Origin of the sequence: Lysinibacillus sp. fls2-241-R2A-57 (genome assembly GCF_030209535.1) — a bacterium.
In the GTDB taxonomy this organism is placed as follows: domain Bacteria; phylum Bacillota; class Bacilli; order Bacillales_A; family Planococcaceae; genus Lysinibacillus.
The window spans coordinates 86,445-108,160 of record NZ_JARVRU010000032.1; the positions used below are offsets into that span (position 1 = coordinate 86,445).

Sequence of the window (21,716 nt, forward strand, 5' to 3'; positions counted from 1 at the left end):
ATTTAGTCTAATTTGAATTCTTCTAAGCGTAACAGCTCAATTAACGCTTGAGATCGATTTGTTACACCTAACTTTTGAATTGTATTGGAAATGTGATTTCGCACTGTTTTTTCACTAATACCAAGTTGCTCTGCAATATCCCTCGTTGTTTTTTCAGCTAATAAAAGCGCAAATATTTCACGTTCTCGGTTCGTTAAAAGAGAACGATGATGAGAGCCATTCATTTTCAGTTACACCCTCCTCCCCCGCACGTATTGTAACTTATGTTAAGGAATGAGGAGCGGTGACGGCTATTTTCATGAATATCACGTGTTTCCTTAAAAAATTCGGAAATTGCTTCCTTAAATTTGTGGATTTTATGTAAAAACGGCTTATCACCAAAAGTTAGGGATGGCATTTGTTAAATCGTATGCCATTTATCTAAGCTGATTTCCGTTCCGACTGGGCTACTTCTTGGTGATCAACGTCACAGATGAGACCCTGACGAAGGCTCAAAGCATCACGTCCTGTGATAACGCCTTCGTGATCAACATCCTTTTGGCTAAGCCGCTCATCGGACCCCCAGTCGGAAATCACCCCCACGTTATGGTGAGCCTGTAAAATTGCAATTTCAACTGCGAAATCACCACTTTTATTCATTTCACCGAGTGAACTTCCTCAATTAAATGGAACATATCACTGTCACTAAATTGCTACAGACAATTAACTTTCGCAATTTGCTTCAATATTAAATAAACACTAAACTTGCTAAGTGAGTCTTTGCTTCTTCAGATAAAGGTACACTTTTCCCAGTTCGAGGATCCATTTGTACAACTGTACCACGGCCCGTAAAGCAAACCTCATCATGTTGATTTTTTGCTAAGTAATGAATATCCATTGATGCATTTCCTACTTTCGCTATCTTCGTATAAATTTTTAGTACATCATCAAAGAAAACTTGCTTCACGTAGTCACACTGTAAGTCTGCTACTATCGGAATACCGCCCACATTTTCATCAATTGCTGATGGCATTAGAATGCCTAAATGGCGAAAATAATCGATTCGTGCCTGTTCAAAATATGTAAAGCTAACTGTATTGTTCATATGACCGAACATATCCGTTTCTGAAAAACGTACACGCACCTCAGTATAAAATGAAAAATCCTTTGCCCATTCCTGAAAATCTTCGATATAATTTGCTTTCATCTTAGCCATCCCCCTAATTTTCATTTGCTTCCTCCTAAAAGTACAAATGGAGTTAGCGAATCAAAATGAATACATATTCATTATAAAGGAAAATACTATATTATCATAGAAAATTCAGACTTTTTCTCAATTTATCAACAAACTTCCTTATCTTCGGTGCCAATCGACTATCTTTATTCAATCATTAGCCCAATGCCTAAGCTGTATTTGCAGAAACCAACTAGTTTTACTGACAATGGGAAGCTTCTTCAAATGCTCTGCTGACTGACTGCCAGGTCTCCTCGTTTCGTTGTCACAAACACAGTTAGCATCTTGATCTTGATCTCCTAGTTAATGAACTCTTGTAGTTTATTAATCTTTATCGAATAATGCCCCTTAAGATAGAACTGCCTATAAAACATAAAAAAACTCCCTCACACAATGAATGTAAGGGAGTTTAGCTTGTACTATTAGTCTACGAAGTGGTCAGAACCGAAGAAGTTACGGAACATTTGCACTGTAGTTGCACGGTTTAACGATGCGATAGATGTTGTTAAAGGAATACCTTTTGGACAAGCAGCTACACAGTTTTGTGAGTTACCGCAGTTTGCAAGGCCACCATCGCCCATAATTGCATTTAAACGTTCGTCTTTAATCATTGCACCAGTTGGGTGAGTGTTAAATAGACGTACTTGTGATAACGGTGCTGGTCCGATGAATGAAGCTTTTTCAGACACGTTTGGACACGCTTCCATACATACACCACAAGTCATACATTTAGATAATTCATAAGCCCATTGACGTTTACCTTCTGGCATACGTGGACCTTCACCTAAATCATAAGTACCATCGATTGGAACCCATGCTTTAACTTTTTTAAGTGCGTTGAACATACGTTCACGGTCAACTTGTAAGTCACGAATAACTGGGAATGTTTTCATAGGCTCAAGGCGAACTGGTTCAGTCAATTGATCAATCAGTGTTGAACAAGACTGACGTGGACGGCCATTGATAACCATTGAACATGCACCACAAACTTCTTCAAGACAGTTCATGTCCCATGCAACTGGTGTTGTTTTTTCACCATTTGACATAACTGGATGCTTTTGAATTTCCATTAAAACAGAAATGACGTTCATACCATGGCGGTAAGGAACTTCGAATTTCTGCCAGTAGCCATTGCCACCTTGTGTATCTTGACGTAAAATTTCAACTTTTACCATTCTTCCAGTATTAGCTGCGATATCCATAATTCTTAGTCTCCTTTCGCAGAGTAATCACGTTTACGTGGTGGAATTAATGAAACGTCGACTTCTTGGTACGTGATGATTGGATCACCAGTAGTTGGGTCAAATTTCGCCATTGTAGTTTTTAAGAACTTCTCATCATCACGATTCGGGAAGTCAGGCTTATAGTGTGCACCACGAGATTCGTCACGTAATAATGCACCTTTTGTCATTACTTTCGCTAGGTAAATCATATTTTTCAACTGACGCGTAAAGTGACCACCTTGGTTACTCCATTTTTGTGTATCGTTGATGTTAATGTTTTCCCAACGTTTTTGGAATTCATCAAGTTTTTTCAATGTATCTTGAAGTTGATCGTTGTAACGTACTACTGTCATAGTAGCAGTCATCATTTCACCAAGTTCTTTATGAAGTAAGTAAGCGTTTTCTGTGCCATCCATTTTCATGATAGCATCCCATTTCGCTTGTTCTTCTTTTACGCGAGCATCGAAAATTTCCTGTGGAAGATCTTCAGCATGCTTTTTAAGATGTTTAACATAATCAACTGCGTTTGGACCAGCAACCATACCACCATAGATAGCAGATAATAATGAGTTCGCTCCAAGACGGTTTGCACCATGTTGAGAGTAATCACATTCACCTGCTGCAAATAAACCAGGAATCTCAGTCATTTGGTTGTAGTCAACCCATAATCCACCCATTGAGTAGTGAACTGCTGGGAAAATTTTCATTGGTAATTTACGTGGGTCATCACCTACGAATTTTTCGTAGATTTCAATGATACCACCAAGTTTTATATCTAATTCATGTGGATCTTTATGAGAAAGATCTAGGTATACCATGTTTTCGCCGTTGATTCCAAGTTTTTGGTTTACACAAACGTCGAAAATTTCACGTGTTGCAATATCACGTGGTACTAAGTTACCATACGCAGGGTATTTTTCTTCTAAGAAGTACCAAGGTTTACCGTCTTTGTAAGTCCAAATACGGCCACCTTCACCACGAGCTGATTCTGACATTAGACGGTTTTTGTCGTCTCCAGGAATAGCTGTTGGGTGAATTTGAATGAACTCACCATTCGCGTAAGTAGCACCTTGTTGGTAAACGATAGAAGCAGCAGAACCTGTATTAATTACAGAGTTTGTTGTTTTACCGAAGATAATACCAGGGCCACCAGTTGCCATAATAACAGCGTCTGCACGGAATGATTTAATTTCTTCTGTACGCATATCTTGCGCTACGATACCACGACAAACGCCGTCAGGATCAACTATTGCACCAAGGAATTCCCAGTGCTCATATTTGTTAACTAAACCAGCTACTTCGTGAGAACGAACTTGCTCGTCTAGCGCGTATAGTAATTGTTGACCAGTTGTCGCACCAGAGAATGCTGTACGGTGGTGTAGTGTACCACCAAAACGACGGAAATCAAGAAGACCTTCTGGAGTACGGTTGAACATAACACCCATACGGTCCATTAAGTGAATAATACCAGGTGCTGCATCACACATACCCTTAACTGGTGGTTGGTTCGCTAAGAAGTCCCCACCGTATACTGTATCATCGAAGTGAATCCAAGGAGAATCCCCTTCACCTTTTGTATTTACCGCACCATTAATTCCGCCTTGCGCACATACAGAGTGTGAGCGTTTTACAGGAACTAATGAGAATAAATCAACTTCAGTACCAACTTCAGCTGCTTTAATCGTTGCCATCAGACCAGCTAGACCACCGCCGACAACAATTATTTTGCTTTTCGCCATGATTATTTCTCACTCCTCTTAAAAAATTGCAATGATTGAATGGACTCTAATAGTAACTTCTATTAAATTATACGAAAGATAAAATAGCAGCCACACCAACTACACTTAGAATTACGAAAATAATGTTTGTTACATAAGTAGCAACCTTTTGAGACTGAGGAGATTGTGTAATACCCCAGCTTACTAGGAATGCCCATAAACCGTTTGATAAGTGGAAAGTTGCTGATAAAATACCAACAATATAGAATCCAAGCATTAGTGGATTCGATACGATATCTGCGATCATATTGAATTCAACATCTGCACCTAACGCTTTTTGGATACGCGTTTGGAAAATATGCCATGCAATGAAAATCACTAAGAATACACCAGTGAAACGTTGTAATGAGAACATCCAGTTACGGTATGTACTGAAACGCCCTGTGTTTGGTGAAGCAGTGAATGCAATGAAGACACCATAGAATGCGTGGAACAGTAATGGGATATAAATAACTACCCACTCAATTACTAACAGAAGATTGTGTGGAATTAAATCCATCTTACTTACTGCATCATTGTAAGCTTGTTCACCACCAACAGCAGTGAAGTTCATTGACAAGTGGAACATCAGAAACAGACCTACTGGAATGACACCAAGTAGAGAATGTAAACGACGCCATAAAAACTCTCGATCTTTCGACAAGACTGTTACCCCCCTTAGTACTTAAAATAACACAACAAAAGAAGTCATCATTTTGTAAATGATACCTCATTGACTGTGTATTTCATCATGGTACAATATTATGACATGTTTATTGTACTCTCAAGAGCTACGAGCGTCAAGGTAACTTGGAGTTTTTCATAGCCCTTATTAAAGAAACAATCTAGTACGTGATGCATCATTTTTTCTCGAAAAATCTACCTTTACTTTATCGAGGTTAAATTTTAAGAAAATTCTAAGAAAGAAGGATTTCAATGTTAAACACTTCATCTCCTACAATCTCATCATTTGGCTATGAGATAATTCGCGATCATATTCTATCTACTATTCTTGGCAAACATGAAGATGATGTCCTTTATTGGGCAGGAAAAGAGCTTGCTAGAAAGTTCCCTTGTAGAAGTCAAGATGAAATTATCGCATTTTTCGCAGATGCCTGTTGGGGTAATTTAGAGCTTATGAAAGAATCAAAGGATGGACGTATATTCCTATTGACAAATGATCCAACAATTTTACAAATCGGTTTGCGTAGCTTTAGACTTGAAGCAGGATTTATAGCTGAGCAAATCCAGCAAGCAAAAGGTTATTTAACAGAATGCTATGATGAAAAACGTGAAAAGCATCAAAACGTTATGTTCACAGTAAAATGGGACGTCAAAGAACGAATCATGCACACCCTACCTACCGAATAAAACAAAAAGGATTGTCATTCCAAATTGCTGGATGACAATCCTTTTCTCTATTCATAACTGAGCATGTCTTTCTTTTAAAAGCACATCTATTAACGAAATAAATGCTTCCAAAATATTAAGTGAGTGTTGAACCATTTCTTCTAAGTTACTATTTGACAGTTCATTAACTAATTTCTGAGCAGCCGTATGTACTAATTCATGAGGTTGTTCTATATGACGATACTCTGGTAAATTCTGATATTGCTCAAAATGCCCATAATACCATTTCCCAAACGCACATTGATGATGCGTTTTTAATATTTCTTTATGTCCAGCTTTTTGAATAGCAATTCGTAAAAAACTAGCATGATCCATTAACCTCGCTGCCAATTGGCTAATTACCGTTTGCTCTGATGGCTTTCGAATTGTCGGTACGATAGCTTTTAGCATTTCAGATACTTGATTCTGTACAATTTCTGAAAAGTCACTTGTATGTGATAATTCAGTCAGCGTCACCGCTAAACTGTCTACAGCTACTACGTTTTCCTCTGATGCAGCTGTCATTTGATGAATTCCGTGTGCAACTTCTTCAAAATTTTTACTTGTTACTGTCAGATTAGTAATATTGCCTTTCATGATACTTAAAAAATCAGTAAAGTAATGTTCAACTTGTTCAATATTTTCTAATGTGTTATGTAATTGCCTATCGATGACTGATCGAATCTTCGTCATTTCTTGCAATGAATCTTTCGAGCTATTAGCTAACTTTCCTACCTCCAACGCGACAACATTAAAGCCCTTCCCATGTTCACCAGCACGTGCAGCTTCAATTGAGGCATTTAAGGCTAGTAGTTGTGTTTGATCGGCAATCCCGGTTACACTTTTACTAATATCATTCATTTTACTCATTTCATTATTCAGCTGTTTTGTTGAATGAGCTCCTTTAGCTAACAGCTCCTGAACCATTTCACCTTTCGTAATGGATGATTCCATTTCGTCTACAAGTAGTAACGAATGCTGTTTTATTTCTTGAATATTTGCATTAACATTTTGCTCAACAGCCAGCATCTCTTCTGTATTTGACGACATTTCTTCAGTCATTGCTGAAATATCTCCTACACTTGCTGAGACACTTTGAACCTTTAAAATCGTTTGAAAATTAATTAACTCCATATGCGCTAGTACAAAATCTAAAATCGCATTTTTCACATCAACGCTTTCCTGCTCAAGTTCCAATTGTAGAATTCGTTTTTTTAATATTTGTATTTCAAAATCGTTGTGTTTCTCAACGCCTTCATTAATTGGCTTTTGAAATAAACCTAATAATGCCATACAAATTCCCACCTTTTCCTTGGTAAAACATGTAATTACACTTTATTATACAACAATAGTAATATATAAAATATTAAATTTATATAAAGAAAAAATAGGATGTACCTTTTACCGACACATCCTATTCATTATTATATGTAAAGCGCATGTTCTAAATTGAATTCATCGTGTAATGCATTTGCTGCACGAATCATTTCGTCTTGAGGTACAACAACAGACACTTTTATTTCAGATGTACTTACCATTTTTACCGGGATACTTTCACGACGTAAACGATCAAACATACGGGCAGCAACGCCTGGATTAGATGCCATACCTGATCCAATAATAGAAACTTTCGCTAAGCCGATTTCGAAATCAGCAAAACTAAATCCTAGTGATAGTTTACTATCTTCTAAGACCCGTAATGCTTCTGCAAACTCCTCTTTTGAAATGGTAAATGATACAGTCGGCTTTAATCCATCTATTATTGCTTGCACGATTATATCGACGTTTATGCGATTTTCTGCAAGTATTGTGAACATATCTGCTAACGAAGCATCAGAATAAGCATCATAACCAACTGTTAAACGAATAACATCTGACTCATAGGCAACACCACGTACAATTAAATTTTTCTCCATCTCAACTTCCTCCTTCAATAAAGTTCCTACTGTATCGATTACACTCGACCGAATAATAACTGGCATTTGAAACTTCTTTGCTAACTCTACAGCTCGCGGATGTAAAATTCGTGATCCTAAATTTGATAGCTCTAGCATCTCGTCATAGGAAATTTCTTTTAGCTTTTGTGCTCTAGCTACATGACTTGGATCAGCTGTATAGACACCATCCACATTTGTGTAAATATCTACGCGCTCTGCCTCCAACGCTGCCGCAATAGCTACAGCCGTCGTTTCCGCTCCACCTTTACCAAGCGTCGTAATATTCTGTGAATAATTGATGCCTTGTACCCCAGTAATTACAACAATTTGTCCTTGTGCAAAGTGTTCCTCAATACGACTTACATCAAGATAATCTATACGTGCATTACCATGCATATCATCCGTTTGAATACCCGCTTGCCATCCTGTTAATGACACTGCACTGTATCCTTCTTCCTGCAAAGCAATTGCCACTAACGCACTTGATAGTTGTGAGCTTGTCGAAAGTAATACATCTAGTTCACGCTTAGACGCATTATCTGATAGATCACGAGCCATCTTTGCTAATTCTTTCGTCATATTCGCCATCGCCGCTGTTACAACGACAACATCATACCCTCTTTCTCTTTCAGCTAGCGCCCTTTTCGCAACATTTTGAATGTGCTCTGTCGATGCTAATGCAGCACTACCAAATTTCATCACAATTCTCGCCATCTTTACCATTCTCCTTCGTTTTTAATCATTTCGCTGATTATAAAGTAGCTTACTTTTGCGGCTCCTCACCCAAATATGTACTTGACTGTACATTCCACTCACGGAGAACGCTCTCCGCATGTATCTTTGCTCTCGGGGGCTACTCCGTTGAGCATGGTTTATGGCCCACAATCATACAGAAAAATCTTTTGACATCATCCCTTTATCGGAATAACTTGTTATCTTCAGAAAGCTAAAAAGGCAGCTCTCACATAACGTGAAAGCTGCCTATAACATGTACAATAAAAGTAACTTGCGCATGTGTGATAGCTCTCCGAAACGATTAGAATCGACAGTCTTACATCTCTTAAATGTAAAACCAGCACAGCATCGGAAACAACGATGCTCCACTTCGGCAAGCTCCCCTTTTGTACATTTTCACTGGACTTGTTCGTCCTCGAATGTACTACTCTTGAACCTTGCACCTCTATCATCACTAAATAGTGAATGTATTTAATTGAACCTTATAGTTTATGGATAAATAGAAACTACAAAAAACTAAGGCTCCGTACATAACATTGCTATATTAAGGAGCAATGTTATATACAACCTTAGCATACGTCTAATCCTTTGACAATGTCTCTTATTGAAAATCAACTCGCCTTGGCGTAATTGCGTCCGGATTTTGAATTGTGCCCGCGCAATTCATTCCTTCAGAGGTGGGTGTTTTCTGCAGAATGAAAATAGGCGTAAATATTGCTAGCTAGATTAGCAGGCATACCGGCTTCCTGTAACGCCAACTCACTTGCCTCACGAATTTTTTTGACAGAGCCAAAATGCTTAAGTAATTGCTGTTTTCGCTTTGGACCAATGCCCTCTATATGATCGAGAACAGATTGAATGGCATGCTTCTCGTGCTGTTGTCGTAAGAAGGTAATGGCGAAGCGGTGTACTTCGTCTTGAATTCGTTGCAGTAAATAAAATCCATCACTTGTGCGCTTTAACTCAATTACTTCAGGTGGGTCACCAAATAAAAGCTGTGACGTATTATGCTTGTCATCTTTTGCTAATCCAGCAATTGGAATGACTAGGCCGAGTTCATCTTCTAATACTTCGCGCGCAACTTCCATCTGCCCCTTCCCACCATCGATTAGTACTAAATCTGGCAAAGGTAGACCTTCCTTTAATACTCGTGTATACCGACGACGTATTACTTCTTGCATTGCCCCATAATCATCGTGCTTGGCAGCTGTGCGTGTTTTGTATTTTCGATACTCCTTCTTTGATGGCTTCCCATCGATAAATACAACCATTGCAGATACAGCATCTGTTCCATGCATATGACTATTATCGAAAGCTTCTATCCGTAAAGGTGTAGAAATACCCATAGCTTCACCTAGTGCCTCACACGCTCCTATCGTTCGTTCTTCCTGACGTTCAATAAGCTGGAACTTTGCTGCTACAGCAATTTCAGCATTTTTAATCGCTAATTCGACAAGTTCTTTTTTTTGCCCACGTTTTGGTGTCAACACCCGAACATCAAGTAATTCCGTTAGAATATCCGCATCAATAGATTGTGGGATAAAAATCTCCTTAGGCTTAATGTGCTCTAACTTCTCGTAAAATCGGCCAACGAACGTTAAAAATTCCTCTTCTGCCTCTTGATAAATTGGGAAAATCGAAACATCTCGTTCAATGAGCTTTCCTTGACGAACAAAGAAAACTTGCACACACATCCAGCCCTTCTCGACTGCATAGCCAAATACATCGCGGTTCGTAGTATCACTTGATACGATTTTTTGCTTTTGCATGACAGTGTCAATATGAGCAATTTGATCGCGAAACTCTTTTGCACGCTCAAACTCTAAATTTTCTGCAGCTGCAAGCATCTTTCCCTCGAGCTCCTTTTTGACCGCCTCAACACCACCATTCAAAAATTTCGTCATATCCTCAATCATTTCATGGTAAATTTGAGCATCAATATCTTTTACGCAAGGTGCTAGGCATTGTCCCATGTGATAATACAAACAAACCTTGGAAGGTAGTTGCACACATTTTCGAAGCGGATATAAACGATCAAGCAGCTTTTTCGTTTCACTAGCTGCATATGCATTCGGATATGGACCAAAATATTTCGCCTTATCTTTTTTCACTTTTCGCGTCGTAATAAGTCGTGGATGTTTTTCATTTGTAATTTTAAGATACGGATACGTTTTATCATCCGTCAGCATAATATTATATTTCGGATCGTGTAGTTTAATAAGATTAAGCTCTAATATTAAAGCTTCTATATTAGAGGATGTCACAATGTACTCAAAATCTTCTATTTCGCTTACAAGTCTCTGTGTTTTCCCTTCATGCGTACCAGTAAAATACGAGCGCACTCGATTTTTCAGCACTTTTGCTTTCCCAACATAAATAATTGTTCCTTGCCGATCCTTCATCAAATAGCAGCCAGGCTGATCTGGTAAAATTTCAAGCTTTCGTTTAATTAAATCATTCATCGCCTACCAGCCCTCCCTCTTGTTAAAACTAGCGTTCGCTTTTTCTCTTTATTATATAACGAAAAAAAGCCGAGCACATCTATAGATGGCTCGACTTTTCTTTTCTTATAAATTAAGCATGTTTTGCGATAAATGCTTCTAACGCTTCTTTAGGTTGGAAACCAACAGTTTTGTCTACTAATTCACCATCTTTGAATAATAGCAATGATGGGATAGACATAATTTGGTACTCTGCTGCAGTACCTTGGTTGTTATCTACATCTACTTTTACGATTTTAGCCGCACTACCTGCAGCGTCCATTTCCTCAAGAACTGGCCCAATCATTTTACAAGGTCCGCACCAAGCAGCCCAGAAGTCTACTAGTACTAACCCTTCTTTAATATCATCTTGGAAAGTTGCATCTGTTGCATGTACAATTGCCATTTGAAATCCTCCTTAAACTTACTATGCTTGTAGTATAGCATGGATAAATTCGCTAGAGCGAACAATCTGCCTAGTATGCATAATTAATGAAAAACTAGGTCAAAAAAGGTATTATGTTAATTCGCTATTTAACTAATTTTCTTGAAAACGACCTTTATACACATAAGTTAACGTAATAAAGAGATAAATAGCTAATGTAATACCTGTAACGATAATAGATGTTGTAAAAATAATACCAATCAGGATTGCACTTAACGCAATAATCGCTATCCAAGTTGTATAAGGGAACCATTTTACTGCATAGGCACTTGTTTTTTCCTGCTGTTTTTTACGCGATTTCAAATGCGCAATCGCAATAATTAACCAAATAAATAACACGGTGTATCCAAGTGAACCCATTAGGTAATCAAAGGCTTTGCTTCCCACAAATAAAGAAATGATTACGCCCATATATAAAGCTAAAGTACACATCAGTATAGCATATACTGGAACTTTTCTTTTTGATAAACGTGCAAAGATTTTAGGAACACGCCCGTCCACAGCTTGTGTATACAAAATGCGTGATGAACCATAAAGTCCTGAGTTCATTGATGAAATAATGGCAAGTAAAACAACAGCATTCATAATATGGTCAGCACCAGGAATCCCCATCATTTTAAACACCATCACAAACGGACTTTCCGGCACCCCATTCACTTCATTCCAAGGAATCAAGCTAACGATAATAAAGAAAGGCAGTATATAGAAAGTCACAATACGTACTAATGTACTGCGAACAGCTTTTGGCACTACTTTTTCAGGATTTTTCGTTTCAGCTAATGTAATACCAATAATTTCAGTACCACCGTAAGAATAAATAACTACAAGCATTGCAGCAATTAACCCCATCGATCCATTCGGGAAGAAACCACCATGCTCCGTTAAATTAGAAAAACCAACAGCCGTATGATCACCAAAATTTACAAGTAATAATATTAGTCCTGCTATGATGAACACCACAATAACGGTAATTTTAATTAACGCCAGCCAATATTCAGTTTCAGCAAAAACTTTCACTGATAACAAGTTAATAGCTGTAACTAACACCGAAACAGATAATGCAAGTATCCAGATTGGGTAATCCGGCAACCAATATTGAATAAAAATGCCCGCAACTATGGATTCTGCCGCAATATTTAAAACCCACATTTTCCAATAGATCCAATCTAGGAAATAAGCTGGATACTTTCCTAAAATGCTTTGAACTAAATCTCTAAATGTTCTGGCTTCGCTATTACGGACTGCCATTTCTGCTAGACCTTGCATAACAAATAACAGAATAATACCACCTATTAAGTACGCCAAAAGTACAGATGGCCCTGCCAAATCAATGGCTGCACTGCTCCCTTTAAATAATCCTGCACCAATGGCTCCACCTAAAGCCATCATCGTAATATGTCGTGAGGTCATTGTTCTTTGTAATTTTTGATTATCTTTTTCCATTTCCTTACCTCCTAAAATGAACAAATGCGCTAGAGAGCCCGAAGCAAAAAGAAAAGCTACCTCGAGGATGTAGCGCTTTAGATTAGACGAAAACAAAAAGGCATATCATCTGTTCCTTCATTATCAAATGAAAGAAGAGACGATATGCCATAAGCAAACCGCGGTACCACTCTAATTGGTTCTATAAAAACCCTACTCAAAAACCTTGTAACGTAGGTTAATCGTCAAGTAAATAGAATAATCTGTAAATTCCACTTATCTTACCACTCCTAGGCAAGTTCAAAGTCTTATTGGACTGCGTTGCACCATCCCGCAGCTCTCTGCACCAAATAATGAGCTTTTACTACTCCTAATCTTTGCGTTTCAAAACATTATTTTCGAAAAATTCAATTACGCCTCGGCATAGTTACGTCCGAAAGAAATTAAATTATTATTCATCACTATACGTTCTAATATTAACTCTGTCAATATTTTATTTTGCAATAACTTTAAAAACTCAAAAAATTTGAACAAAAAAAGCGGAGAAGATACATCCTCCCCGCACTAATATCAATTATGCCTCGGCATCATTGCGTCTTTCAGCGGATGTTTAGTGACCCGCTGAAGAGTTACTTAAAACCGCATTCATCTCAGCACCTATAGAGGTGGGAGACTTCTGCTGAAAGAAGTTAAATTAATTATGCATTCACTTTTAACGCTTTAAATTCTTCGATTAGAAGAGGTACTACCTCAAATAAATCACCTACGATACCGTAGTCCGCAACTTTGAAAATATTTGCCTCTGGATCTTTATTAATCGCAACGATTACTTTTGAGTTTGACATACCAGCTAAGTGCTGAATTGCTCCAGAAATACCCGCTGCAATGTAAAGGTCTGGTGTTACAACCTTACCCGTTTGACCAATTTGAAGTGAGTAGTCACAATATTCAGCATCACATGCACCACGTGAAGCACCAACTGCACCACCAAGTAAATCTGCTAGCTCTTTTAATGGCTCAAAACCTTCCTCTGATTTTACGCCACGACCACCTGCTACAACTACTTTCGCCTCTGAAAGATCTACACCCTCTGAAGATTTGCGTACAACCTCTTTAATGATTGTACGAAGGTTTGTAATATCTACAGAAATAGAAGTTACATCACCTGATTTACCGCCTACTTTTTCTAATGGTGCAATATTATTTGGACGAATTGAAGCTAAAACCAAACCGTCTTTTACTTTAACTTTTTCAAAAGCTTTACCGGAGTAAATTGGACGGATGAATACAACATCATCGCCAGCACCTTCGATAGACGTTACATCAGATACAAGTCCAGCTTGTAATTTACTTGCAATTTTTGGCGATAAATCTTTACCGTTTGCAGTATGACCAAATACGATACCAGTTGGATTTTCTTGCTCAATTACTGCTAATAAAGCTTGACCATAGCCATCAGATGTATATTGTTTTAAATGTGGATGTTCCACCGTTACAACACGATCAGCACCATATTCAAATAATGAACCTGTTAAATTTGCCACGGCATCTCCTAAAAGAACACCAACAACCTCACCACCATCTGCGATTTGCTTTGCAGCTGCAATTGCTTCGAAAGAAACATTACGTAAGCTTCCTTCACGAACTTCACCTAATACTAATACTTTTTTTGACATAGTATATTCCCTCCGTTACCCTTTAAGATTCGATTTGCGTTATCAGATGACTTAAACTACTTTCGCCTCTGTATGAAGTAGGTTTACTAGCTCTTTTACTTGAGCAGTAAGTTCTCCATCAAGAACACGACCTGCTGCCTTTTGAGCTGGTAAGAAAATATCAACTGTTTCTACCTTAACTTCTACATCATCTTCATCGATATCTAAATCATCTAACTCAAGCTCTGCAAGCGGCTTCTTCTTCGCTTTCATGATACCTGGTAAAGATGGGTAACGTGGCTCGTTTAAACCTTGTTGAGCTGTTACTAAAAGTGGTAAAGATGTTTCGATCACTTCCGAATCACCTTCGATGTCGCGTACAATTTTCGCAGATGTTCCGTCAATTTCAAGCTTAGTAATTGTCGTTACATAGTTAATGCCTAGTAAATCTGCAACACGAGGACCTACTTGACCTGAACCTCCGTCAATGGCAACGTTTCCTGTTAAAATTAAATCAGGGTCTTTATCTTTTAAATATTCAGCTAAAATATAGGCAGCTGCATTTTGATCTAATTCATCTAAATCATCTTCAGTATTAATAAGAACCGCCTCGTCTGCTCCCATAGCAAGAGCTGTACGTAGTTGCTTCTCTGCATCTTCGCCACCAATCGTAACAACTGTTACTTTACCACCAGCAGCGTCACGAACTTGAATTGCCTCTTCAATTGCATATTCATCGTAAGGGTTGATGATGAATTCTGCGCCATCCTCTTGGATTTTACCACCCGACACAACGATTTTTTCTTCTGTATCAAACGTACGTTTAATTAATGCAAAAATATTCATATATCCATACCTCCTGAAACGTTTTTTATTTCTAAGTAAACTTATAAATATTATATATTTTCAGTGTCGATAACGTCGGATAACACTCTTTCAAGTCGCTATCGACACTGATGGAATATTTATTTGCCAGTAAACACAGGCTCGCGTTTTTCAATAAATGCTTGAATTCCCTCTTTAGCATCTTCCGATACGAATACCGTGCCAAAGGATTTTGCTTCTGCCTCAATACCTTCATAGAATGAAGCATGCTTAGCATATTGCAATGTTTGAATAGCTGCTTTTAAAGCAACCGGGCTCTTTTTCGCAATTTTCTTCGCTACCTTTAGCGTTTCTTCAAGTAATGCTTCATCTGTAAATGCACGATTCGCTAGACCCCATTGCACAGCTTCTGCACCAGAAATCGGCTCACTTGTAAACATCATTTCTGCAGCTTTCGCAACTCCTACATATCGTGGTAGACGTTGTGTACCCCCAAAACCTGGAATAAGACCTAATTGTAATTCAGGTAACCCTAATTTCGCAGATTCTGTCACAAAGCGCAGATGACAGCTCATCGCTAGTTCAAGCCCCCCACCTAGTGCGGCACCATGAATTGCAGCAATAATAGGTTTAGAGAACGATTCAACTCGCTCAAAAACTTGTTGACCATTGCTCGCTAGCTTTGTAAATTCATCCCCAGATTCAACCTCTGTAAATTCCTTAATGTCTGCACCTGCTGAGAAGAAACGGCCATCGCCATGTAGTACAAGGACACGTACAGTGTCATCATTTTCTACGGCATCTAGCACAGCATTTACTTCGGTAATGATTCCGCGGGATAATGCGTTTGCTGGCGGACGTGCAATCGTAATAATTGCTACTCCATCCTCTACTTTCCAACTTAGAAATTCCATTTCTCCACATCCTTTTAAGCTTTAATGCCGTTCAGGATTAATGCCTGAACCTTTGGAACCTGTTCTATCAAATCATATCGATAGTCACTCATGACCCACGACGTAATAGTTTCGTCAATTGTTCCAAATACCATTTGTCGTGCCAAGCGTACATCCATCGTTTGATTGAACTCACCTGAAAGCATACCTTCGATTAAAATTTGATCAAGTAATTGTAAATACTCTCTTAACACCGAATTGATCTTTAATCGTAAATCCTTGTTCGATTGTCGTAGTTCCAATTGTGTGACGGTTGCTAGGTATCGATCTGTTGCTAGAACATTAAAATGATTTTCTATCATTCGTGAAAGTTTGTCTTTTGACGTACTTCCATTTTCTATTATATCTTGTAATGACTCTACAAAAACAGCCATTTTTTCATTAAAGACAGAAATTAATATATCTTCTTTATTTTTAAAATATAAATAGATTGTTCCGTCGGCCACCCCTGCCTGTTTAGCAATCTTCGATACTTGGGCTTGGTGATACCCATTTTCTGCAATAACGATGACAGCTGCATCAATAATTTGCTTATATTTTGGCTTATCACGTTTCACTTTTATATCACCACCTAAAAAACTTACACACGTAAACATCCATGCTCAATCAATGTCTTAATTTTACATACATGATGTCATCCTTCTATGACCAGTAATCTCAAAATTTTCCCACTAATTGTTTTCAAGAATGTGACGTGTTAACCTAAAAAAAATATGAAAATATGAATGGTCATTCATTCATATTTTCATATTATATTTTACATCTTTGCTTGTCAATACTTTCCCACGTATTTATTTCGCTTCTTTATTCGCCAATTTCGTCTTTTCTTCGTCCACTAACGCACGACGCAAAATTTTTCCAACTGCTGTTTTCGGTAGTTCATCCCTAAACTCATAATAACGAGGAACTTTAAAAGCAGCTAAGTGTTGACGGCAATATTTATTTAATTCGTCTTCTGTAATCGAAAATCCTTCTTTTAAAACAATATAAGCTTTTACGGTTTCTCCTCGATACGGATCCGGTATGCCCGCAACTATACATTCTTGGATTTCCTCTCGTTCATATAGTACTTCCTCTACCTCACGAGGGTAAATATTAAAACCACCTGCGATAATCAAATCTTTTTTACGATCTACTACATAGAAAAATCCTTCTTCATCCATATAGCCCAGATCTCCAGTTAAAAACCATCCATCTACGAACGCTGCTGCCGTATCTTCTGGTCGATTCCAATAGCCTTTCATAACCTGTGGCCCTTTAACAGCTATTTCCCCAACCTCACCGACTGGAAGCACCTCTGTATCACCAGAGCGTAAAATTACCGCATCCGTATTAGGCCAAGGTACACCAATTGATCCGATAACACGCTTACCCCAAATAGGCGAACCATGTGTTACAGGAGAAGTTTCTGTTAAACCATAACCTTCTACAAGTTTTCCTCCTGTTACCGCTTCAAATTTCTCCTGCACTTCCACTGGCAATGAAGCGGAACCACTTATGCATGCTTTAATAGACGATAAATCGTACTTTGTAATATCCGGATGATTTAACAAACCAATATATAAAGTCGGTGCACCTGGGAAAAGTGTTGGTTTTAGCTTTTCAATCGTTTTCAACGCTGTTTCTACATCAAACTTTGGTAAAAGCACCATTTTATTTTGCGTAACAACAGATAATAACATAACGGTCGTCATACCATAGACATGGAAGAACGGTAATACGCCCATAATGGTTTCCTCACCATGCACGCATTTATACAACCATGCATCACACATTGTTGTATTGGCAATTAAATTTTTATGAGTTAGCATAACACCCTTAGGAAAGCCAGTAGTCCCCCCCGTATATTGCAGCAACGCAACATCCTCTTCAAAATCAAATGGGATATCCATCATTTTAATTGGCGACGAGCGCATAATTTCTGTAAATAGATGATTTTGACCACTATGTTCAACCTTTACACTAAAACCATACTGCTTTTTTTGAATATAGGGATAAACTAAATTTTTGGGAAATGGTAAATAATCTTTAATGGCTGTAACAATTACATTTTCAAGTGAAGTTTCCTTTATGATTTTCATGACACGCGGATATAAAATATCCATCAATAAAATAACTTTCGCACCTGAATCGGCCATTTGATATTGAAGTTCACGCTCAGTATAAAGTGGATTTGTTTGTACAACAACCGCTCCAGCATACATTGCCCCGTAGTAAGCGATTACACTTTGCGGTGAATTTGGTAGCATAATAGCCACACGATCTCCCTTTTCTATACCAAGGGCTTGTAAATAGTTTGCGAACCTTAGCGCTGACTCATATAGCTCTGTGTACGTCAAATCCTTCCCCATAAAATGAATCGCAATTTTGGATGGATTCTTTTTATAAGCACGTGTCAAAAACTCTTGCACAGGAATTTCCTCAAACGTTAAAGACGATGGTATTTCTTCAGGATAATTTTTTAGCCATGGTTTTGTTGTCATACGTCCTCTCCCCTTTGTCCCAAACTTTATAAATCCGTATTTTAATTATAATGAAAAAGAAATATAGTTTCAAACAGAAAATAGAAAATAATTGCATTTTCGATTAATTATTATGCGTTTAACAACATTTATATAACTGTATTTCTTAGGTTCTTAGATTAACACTCCTTATGAATACTCATTCATCCCTTCTTTTTTTATGGACAAGAATGAGTTTATATTTCTATATTACAAAATTAATTTTTAATGATAACTTTTTAGATATATGGAGGTATATTAATAGATTTCGGTAGTATTTTGTGATGGTTTTGATTTTGGATGATGTAACTTATGATAATTTCGAGGGTAGAGTAGTTTTTGAAACTACCTGAGCGTTTTTTCTGTCTACCCGATCACTTTTACACACAACCCGAGCGATTCTTCCGCCTACCCGATCACTTTTACATCCAACCCGAGCGGTTCTTTCGCCTACCCGATCACTTTTACACACAACCCGAGCGATTCTTCAGCCTAGCCGATCACTTTTTCACACAACCCGAGCGATTCTTCCGCCTAGCCGATCACTTTTTCATTCAACCCGAGCAGTTCTTCACATAACCCGAGCAATCCGAAACTACCAGAGCGATTTTTCACATAACCAGAGCCGCTTTTAAAACTACCTGATTTCTTCTGCTACTAAGCAATACCTTTGTTTATTACATATTCTTCAAATAATAAATCGTTTGATTATTATCCCCTTCCTTTTTATTGGTATATTTTTGTATTATTCTTTTCGCAAGATGTCGATTTGATACTTCTAAAAAACAACGTGCCGTTTCCGTATTAATTTTCTCGTCAATTAATAAACAGTAATCTCGCAATGCTTGATTTGACGCGGTTTTATCATAAATTTCACACTTTGGGCAAAACCAACTTTGTTTTTGTCGGATTAATTTTGATTGATGACAATGTCTACAGAATATACCCTTTTTTATATCTTGGGGATCAATTTTATAATGAATGCATAGTGGGGGAGTCTGAAAAACACGATGATACTTAAGTAAAAGGTTGGCTATTTTTGCAGTGGGGAACATTTTTTGTGATTTACTATTATTTATATGTTGTCTAAGAAAATGTGTCAATTCACGCCTCATTATAACTGGATACTTTCCTTCTTCATAGTAAACTTCTGCATTGTTAAAAGGAAAAACTATTATGCCAATCACTTCTACTTGAACCTTATGTTGCTTGAAAAATGTACTTAGACCAAAAATAAATTCTTCGAGTTGAATTTCTGGGTGATTAAAAATATGTTTATCTCCATTCTCTAAAACACGGACCATTTGCCTCGGACTACGCTTCAATTCGATATTACCCCGTATATTTTTGCTTTCAATTACAACAACAGAATTAGGCGTTATAACTACGACATCAAGTTGAATAGGAACAGGCTCAAATAAAGTAATATTATGCAAAATAGAGATTTCCAGACTCTGCGATAGCTTTTGTAATGCTCTTATAATGCTTTGCTCACCAAAATCACCTGCTTCTAACTGTTGTAACTCTTTAGAAATTTTTAAAGAGAGTGGATGACTTGGATCTAGTCGTTGAACCAACGCACGTAATCCTTCTATCATCGTTGCTTGCTCAAATGGTTTTAAAATCATGGTATCCCCCCTTCTTTTTGCCTTGAATATAGCAAGTATTTTTACTTTTGCAAATAGCTTTTATTAAAATAAAATTTTAACCAATTAAATTTAAGCGATATTTTGTATTTAAGAAAATTTGTGGATATCTTTATTTTTTCGCATTGATGTTACTCTCGGACAATCATCTTCTCTCCCCGAGCAGTTTTTCACCTTACCCGACCACTTTTTCATTCAACCCGAGCGGTTCTTCATCCTACCCGATCACTTTTACATCCAAACTGAGCGGTTCTTCCGCCTACCCGATCACTTTTACATCCAACCCGAGCGGTTCTTTCGCTTACCCGATCACTTTTTCATTCAACCCGAGCGGTTCTGAGCCTTACCCGATCACTTTTTCACCCTACCCGAGCGGTTCTTCCGCCTACCCGATCACTTTTACATCCAACCCGAGCGGTTCTTTCGCTTACCCGATCACTTTTTCATTCAACCCGAGCGGTTCTGAGCCTTACCCGATCACTTTTTCACCCTACCCGAGCGGTTCTTCCGCCTACCCGATCACTTTTCCACCCTACCCGAGCGGTTCTTCCGTCTACCCGATCACTTTTGGTCTTCTGTCAAGAAAGTGGACATAAAAAAGTGAGAGCTTTAAAGCTACCGCACTGCGTTTGGTGGGCAATGGAAGTCAATTGTTCAAAGAGCTCGAACAATTGACTTCCATCGCTTGAAACGGTTTTGAGATTAACTTGAGTGTTTCTGTAACGTCAAGCGTTCAAATTGGCTCGGTGAACGATAGCCAAGGGTCGAATGTCTTCTACGTTCATTATAAAAATTTGAAATATAGCTATTTATTGCTTTGAAGGCTGCTTTCTTTGTTTGGAATTTTTGGCGATAAATCATTTCTTTTTTTATGGTCGCATGAAACGATTCGATGCAGGCATTGTCATACGGATCACCTTTTTTACTCATACTAATTTTGCAACCATGCTTTTTTAAAAGTTCGATATATTCCGTTGAACAGTATTGCGCCCCTCGGTCTGAATGATGAATGAGTCCCTTTTTTGGTCGACGTATTAAGAACGCTTTTTTCAAAGCTATTAACACTAAATCTACTTTCATATGATCCGCCATTTCCCACGCTACAATTTTACGAGAATACAGATCCATAATACTTGCTAAATACACCCATCCCTCCAACGTTCGGATATAAGTAATATCAGCGACCCATACTTGATCTGGTTCTTCCACATAAAACATGCGGTTCAGTATATTAGGATATACTAGTGCGTCATGATTTGAATCTGTTGTCGTCACATAGCTTCTCGGCTGTGTTGCGCACAATTCCAGTACTCGCATGATGTTTGCCACTGTTTTTTGTGAAAGTGGATAACCCCATTCCAACAGATCTTTATGGACTCGCGGGCTGCCATACGTACCATAGCTTTCATGAAACGATTGTTTAATTTTTTGTGTGACTTTCATTTTATATTCTTCTTTTTCAGTTATCGGTGCTGCCTGTTTGGCCAACCATTTATAATAGCCACTCGTCGACACTTTTAGAACACGGCACATCT

The 21,716-nt window shown here is 38.0% G+C and carries 19 protein-coding genes, 1 riboswitch and 1 other annotated feature; of the genes, 1 reads left to right on the forward strand and 18 read right to left on the reverse strand.

The features are described 5' to 3' along the window. Positions 1 to 2: 2 nt before the first annotated feature. From QRN68_RS06815 to QRN68_RS06840, 6 genes are all read right to left on the reverse strand, one after another. Positions 3 to 224, reverse strand: coding sequence for a helix-turn-helix domain-containing protein (locus tag QRN68_RS06815; protein WP_004226437.1), 222 nt, complete (start codon positions 222 to 224; stop codon positions 3 to 5). Between the two features lie 196 nt (positions 225 to 420). Next, a complete protein-coding gene (locus tag QRN68_RS06820; protein WP_285396009.1) occupies positions 421 to 582 on the reverse strand; it encodes a hypothetical protein in 162 nt (53 codons plus the stop codon). Positions 583 to 727: 145 nt separating this feature from the next. Beyond that, positions 728 to 1,186, reverse strand: coding sequence for an acyl-CoA thioesterase (locus QRN68_RS06825; RefSeq protein WP_285396010.1), 459 nt, complete (start codon positions 1,184 to 1,186; stop codon positions 728 to 730). Positions 1,187 to 1,635: 449 nt separating this feature from the next. Further along, the gene (gene sdhB / locus QRN68_RS06830; RefSeq protein WP_285396011.1) at positions 1,636 to 2,415 is read right to left on the reverse strand and encodes a succinate dehydrogenase iron-sulfur subunit; all 780 of its coding nucleotides are present in this window, start codon (positions 2,413 to 2,415) and stop codon (positions 1,636 to 1,638) included. A gap of 5 nt (positions 2,416 to 2,420) precedes the next feature. Further along, positions 2,421 to 4,175 (reverse strand): succinate dehydrogenase flavoprotein subunit, encoded by a 1,755-nt coding sequence (gene sdhA, locus QRN68_RS06835; RefSeq protein WP_285396012.1) that lies wholly within the window; start codon positions 4,173 to 4,175, stop codon positions 2,421 to 2,423. Between the two features lie 67 nt (positions 4,176 to 4,242). After that, entirely contained in the window at positions 4,243 to 4,857 is a 615-nt protein-coding gene (locus tag QRN68_RS06840) for a succinate dehydrogenase cytochrome b558 subunit (protein ID WP_285396013.1), read from the reverse strand. Between the two features lie 272 nt (positions 4,858 to 5,129). On the opposite strand from QRN68_RS06840, the gene QRN68_RS06845 reads away from it, so the two are divergent. Continuing rightward, positions 5,130 to 5,564: a YslB family protein gene (locus QRN68_RS06845; RefSeq protein ID WP_285396014.1), complete on the forward strand. Its 435-nt coding sequence runs from the start codon at positions 5,130 to 5,132 to the stop codon at positions 5,562 to 5,564. A gap of 51 nt (positions 5,565 to 5,615) precedes the next feature. Here the strand turns inward: QRN68_RS06845 and QRN68_RS06850 are convergent, their stop codons facing one another. From QRN68_RS06850 to QRN68_RS06905, 12 genes are all read right to left on the reverse strand, one after another. Continuing rightward, positions 5,616 to 6,875 (reverse strand): methyl-accepting chemotaxis protein, encoded by a 1,260-nt coding sequence (locus tag QRN68_RS06850; protein ID WP_285396015.1) that lies wholly within the window; start codon positions 6,873 to 6,875, stop codon positions 5,616 to 5,618. Positions 6,876 to 7,006: 131 nt separating this feature from the next. Beyond that, a complete protein-coding gene (locus QRN68_RS06855) occupies positions 7,007 to 8,233 on the reverse strand; it encodes an aspartate kinase (RefSeq protein ID WP_285396016.1) in 1,227 nt (408 codons plus the stop codon). Between the two features lie 298 nt (positions 8,234 to 8,531). Beyond that, positions 8,532 to 8,710, reverse strand: a riboswitch (Lysine riboswitch). Between the two features lie 215 nt (positions 8,711 to 8,925). Then, a complete protein-coding gene (uvrC, locus tag QRN68_RS06860; RefSeq protein ID WP_285396017.1) occupies positions 8,926 to 10,716 on the reverse strand; it encodes an excinuclease ABC subunit UvrC in 1,791 nt (596 codons plus the stop codon). Between the two features lie 112 nt (positions 10,717 to 10,828). Next, positions 10,829 to 11,140, reverse strand: a complete 312-nt coding sequence (gene trxA / locus QRN68_RS06865) for a thioredoxin (protein ID WP_134026666.1) — start codon at positions 11,138 to 11,140, stop codon at positions 10,829 to 10,831. Positions 11,141 to 11,272: 132 nt separating this feature from the next. Next, positions 11,273 to 12,622: an amino acid permease gene (locus tag QRN68_RS06870; protein WP_285396018.1), complete on the reverse strand. Its 1,350-nt coding sequence runs from the start codon at positions 12,620 to 12,622 to the stop codon at positions 11,273 to 11,275. Positions 12,623 to 12,754: 132 nt separating this feature from the next. Beyond that, positions 12,755 to 12,988: a binding site (T-box leader), on the reverse strand. Positions 12,989 to 13,299: 311 nt separating this feature from the next. Then, positions 13,300 to 14,277 (reverse strand): electron transfer flavoprotein subunit alpha/FixB family protein, encoded by a 978-nt coding sequence (locus QRN68_RS06875; RefSeq protein ID WP_285396019.1) that lies wholly within the window; start codon positions 14,275 to 14,277, stop codon positions 13,300 to 13,302. Positions 14,278 to 14,328: 51 nt separating this feature from the next. Beyond that, positions 14,329 to 15,102: an electron transfer flavoprotein subunit beta/FixA family protein gene (locus tag QRN68_RS06880; protein WP_285396020.1), complete on the reverse strand. Its 774-nt coding sequence runs from the start codon at positions 15,100 to 15,102 to the stop codon at positions 14,329 to 14,331. Positions 15,103 to 15,221: 119 nt separating this feature from the next. Further along, positions 15,222 to 15,995: an enoyl-CoA hydratase gene (locus QRN68_RS06885; RefSeq protein ID WP_285396021.1), complete on the reverse strand. Its 774-nt coding sequence runs from the start codon at positions 15,993 to 15,995 to the stop codon at positions 15,222 to 15,224. 14 nt (positions 15,996 to 16,009) lie between these two features. Next, positions 16,010 to 16,591 carry a TetR/AcrR family transcriptional regulator gene (locus QRN68_RS06890; protein WP_285396022.1) on the reverse strand — a complete coding sequence of 194 codons (582 nt, stop codon included), beginning with the start codon at positions 16,589 to 16,591 and terminating at the stop codon, positions 16,010 to 16,012. A gap of 234 nt (positions 16,592 to 16,825) precedes the next feature. After that, positions 16,826 to 18,517, reverse strand: a complete 1,692-nt coding sequence (locus tag QRN68_RS06895; protein WP_285396023.1) for an AMP-binding protein — start codon at positions 18,515 to 18,517, stop codon at positions 16,826 to 16,828. Between the two features lie 695 nt (positions 18,518 to 19,212). Continuing rightward, entirely contained in the window at positions 19,213 to 20,163 is a 951-nt protein-coding gene (locus tag QRN68_RS06900) for a nuclease-related domain-containing protein (RefSeq protein ID WP_285396024.1), read from the reverse strand. Positions 20,164 to 20,883: 720 nt separating this feature from the next. Beyond that, a partial coding sequence (locus QRN68_RS06905) for an IS3 family transposase (RefSeq protein ID WP_285396025.1) occupies positions 20,884 to 21,716 on the reverse strand: 833 nt, incomplete at its 5' end.

Excerpts from the sequence above, each read along its gene's own strand:
- QRN68_RS06855 (WP_285396016.1), bottom strand. The coding sequence starts at position 8,233 with ATGGCGAGAATTGTGATGAAATTTGGTAGTGCTGCATTAGCATCGACA.
- uvrC (WP_285396017.1), bottom strand. The coding sequence starts at position 10,716 with ATGAATGATTTAATTAAACGAAAGCTTGAAATTTTACCAGATCAGCCT.
- QRN68_RS06870 (WP_285396018.1), bottom strand. The coding sequence starts at position 12,622 with ATGGAAAAAGATAATCAAAAATTACAAAGAACAATGACCTCACGACAT.
- sdhA (WP_285396012.1), bottom strand. The coding sequence starts at position 4,175 with ATGGCGAAAAGCAAAATAATTGTTGTCGGCGGTGGTCTAGCTGGTCTG.
- QRN68_RS06895 (WP_285396023.1), bottom strand. The coding sequence starts at position 18,517 with ATGACAACAAAACCATGGCTAAAAAATTATCCTGAAGAAATACCATCG.
- QRN68_RS06900 (WP_285396024.1), bottom strand. The coding sequence starts at position 20,163 with ATGATTTTAAAACCATTTGAGCAAGCAACGATGATAGAAGGATTACGT.
- QRN68_RS06850 (WP_285396015.1), bottom strand. The coding sequence starts at position 6,875 with ATGGCATTATTAGGTTTATTTCAAAAGCCAATTAATGAAGGCGTTGAG.
- QRN68_RS06845 (WP_285396014.1), top strand. The coding sequence starts at position 5,130 with ATGTTAAACACTTCATCTCCTACAATCTCATCATTTGGCTATGAGATA.
- QRN68_RS06825 (WP_285396010.1), bottom strand. The coding sequence starts at position 1,186 with ATGAAAGCAAATTATATCGAAGATTTTCAGGAATGGGCAAAGGATTTT.
- QRN68_RS06815 (WP_004226437.1), bottom strand. The coding sequence starts at position 224 with ATGAATGGCTCTCATCATCGTTCTCTTTTAACGAACCGAGAACGTGAA.
- sdhB (WP_285396011.1), bottom strand. The coding sequence starts at position 2,415 with ATGGATATCGCAGCTAATACTGGAAGAATGGTAAAAGTTGAAATTTTA.
- QRN68_RS06875 (WP_285396019.1), bottom strand. The coding sequence starts at position 14,277 with ATGTCAAAAAAAGTATTAGTATTAGGTGAAGTTCGTGAAGGAAGCTTA.
- QRN68_RS06880 (WP_285396020.1), bottom strand. The coding sequence starts at position 15,102 with ATGAATATTTTTGCATTAATTAAACGTACGTTTGATACAGAAGAAAAA.
- QRN68_RS06885 (WP_285396021.1), bottom strand. The coding sequence starts at position 15,995 with ATGGAATTTCTAAGTTGGAAAGTAGAGGATGGAGTAGCAATTATTACG.
- trxA (WP_134026666.1), bottom strand. The coding sequence starts at position 11,140 with ATGGCAATTGTACATGCAACAGATGCAACTTTCCAAGATGATATTAAA.